A 2,223-nucleotide genomic window follows, 5' to 3' on the forward strand; every position below is an offset into this window, starting at 1 on the left:
GATCGCAAGCACGGCGCCGTCGGCTACCCGGAAAGCTTTATGACCGCCCTCATCGACGCGTACGAAGGCGCCGCCCTGAACGACCCTGAGCTGGAAGCAAAGCGAGAAAGGGTCCGCCAGGAGCTGCAGACCCTGCTCCGTCACGAGTCTGCCGAGGTGGAGGGCGTGTACATGGAGCAACTCAGCGAGCGGCTCCAGGATACCTGAGCCCCCACTCAGGCCGCTATCTCCTCCTCGGTGGTGCGCTTCAGCTCGCGCGCCTGGCTGTAGAACTCCTCGAGGGTCATCCGTTTCAAGAAGACAAAGCCGCGCGTGCCGCGAATGAGCGGACTGGGATGATCGTTGAAGAAGCGGCGGCCAAGACAGGTCTTGAGCATCTGGTACTGCTCAACCTGGATCTGCTGCGCCAAGCCCGAAAAGGGGCCAGCGTACTCGTGGCTGGGGAACGAGGCTGCCTTTTGCGACACGAAGGCGTTGCCGAAGGCGCTTTGCAGCAAGGCGAACATGTTCAAGGAGACCGGCACGTAGATGTTCGCCTCCGCAGGATGGAAACGGTACCAGACGTTGCGGTAGCCAATCACCTCAATGTCGGTGCGGCCGGTCTGCGCCTGGTAGCGGCGCAAGGCCTCTGCCACGGCCTGCAGGACTTTGTAGTGCGTATCGGGGCCGCTGGCCTCCGGGTCAAGTGCCACGGTCACTACGTGCGGCTTGACGCGATGCAGAAGACGCAGGATGGGCGGCACGTCGCGCTCCAAGGTCGGCTCTTCGGTAAAGATCTCCCCCTTGTAGAAGCCCAGGCGCAAGTGCACTACCGAGCTGGCGTCGAACCCCAAGTAGCCCCACAGGCAGTCCGCCTCCCACTCACGAATCATCCCTTTGAGCTGCTGGATGTAGGGCAGGTCACGCTTGCCGGCGTACTGCGTGCGGAAGTAGTTGGCCAGCTCATCCAGGCGGTGCTCGAGGTTCTCGGGGTCCTCTTCTTCGAACACCTCAACCATATTGCGCAGGAAGCGGCGCGCCTCGCCTTCCTGTTTCATCACCGGACGGTCGGCGGCCACCCCGTCCAAGTACTGCCACACGTCGCGGTTGCGCGCCTGGATGTCCGATGGCCGAAAGTAGCCGTAGTTGACCAAGGCGCGGAAGTCAGGTTTGCGCAGGAACGCGCGAAGGTTTTCCACCATGCTCAGGGCATAGGAGTTGGTGACGGCGTTGAAGCCGGAGGTCATGTAGGTGAACGTGTGCGAATTGGAGGCGTCTCTAATCGCGCGCACCACGAAGGGGAAGTAGCCGAGCATGATGTCGTCGTGGTGCGGCGCGGTGTGCAGAAAGACGGTGTTGCTGCGCGGGGTTAGGCCTCTTTCCAATTTGGCGAGCAGTTCTTGCTGGACGCGCTCGGTCACCGACTCGGCGGTGCTTCCCAAACGGCTGAGCAGGGCGGCACCGAAGCGGTCCGCGGCAAAGTCCGCCTGCGTCAGGTCCAGCACGCGCTTGCGGCGGGCCAGCGCCAGGTCGATGACCACGCGCGCCACCCTCTCCGGCGATACCTCCGGCGCTTTGATGAAGGCCTGGTAGGTGCGCTCCGGCAGCAAGGAGGCCGCCCCCTGTGTGACGATGAAACGCGCGTTGGGCAGTTTGTGCAGAACAGTGGCGGGAAAGTCCACGTGCGGCTCCTGGCAGACGGCATCGCGCACTACGCGGGCCTTGGCTTCACCCGCCGCCATAATGATGGCAGTGCATGCAGGGTTGTAGGTGATGGTGGCCAAGCCAATAGTCAGGGCCAAGCGCTTGCGCGCCACCTCGATGCCGCCCAAGTCGGTGGCCGCGGCTGCTTGCGTCTCGTAGTTGGTGGGCGTCAGGCGTGTGGTGCTGTGGTGGTCCGAGCCGCGCACGTTGAACGCGATGTGGCCGTCCGGACCGATGCCGCCTAAGAAGAAGCCGATGCCGCCCAGCGCCCGGATGCGGTCCTCGTACTCGCCGCACCACTGGTCGACGGCAACGAGCACCCGCTGCTGCAGACGCTCCAAGTGGGTCTTCGGGTGGCGATAACGCAGCGACAGGTCCACTTCGCCGTCTGGCCACACGTCGTCGAGGTCGACGCCCTCAGGGAGGCCGATGGCGGCGCAGTTGATGAGCAAGGCCTTCTGCGGGTCGAAGCCGAACTGGCCCATGTAGAACCGATTGACGTAGTAGAAGAAGCTGTTGTGCTGCGTCGGATTGATGGGA

The 2,223-nt window shown here is 63.6% G+C and carries 2 protein-coding genes; one reads left to right on the plus strand and one right to left on the minus strand.

Translation table 11 applies throughout. From position 1 onward, the window contains the following. On the plus strand, nt 1-207 hold a 207-nt coding region (locus tag H5U38_03760), incomplete at its 5' end, for a hypothetical protein (protein MBC7186133.1). A gap of 8 nt (nt 208-215) precedes the next feature. On the opposite strand, the gene H5U38_03765 is transcribed toward H5U38_03760, so the two are convergent. Continuing rightward, the coding region (locus H5U38_03765) for a glucosamine-6-phosphate deaminase (protein ID MBC7186134.1) at nt 216-2,223 on the minus strand (2,008 nt) is incomplete at its 5' end.

The organism is Calditrichota bacterium, from assembly GCA_014359355.1.
Lineage (GTDB): Bacteria > Zhuqueibacterota > Zhuqueibacteria > JANLFK01 > Oleimicrobiaceae > Oleimicrobium.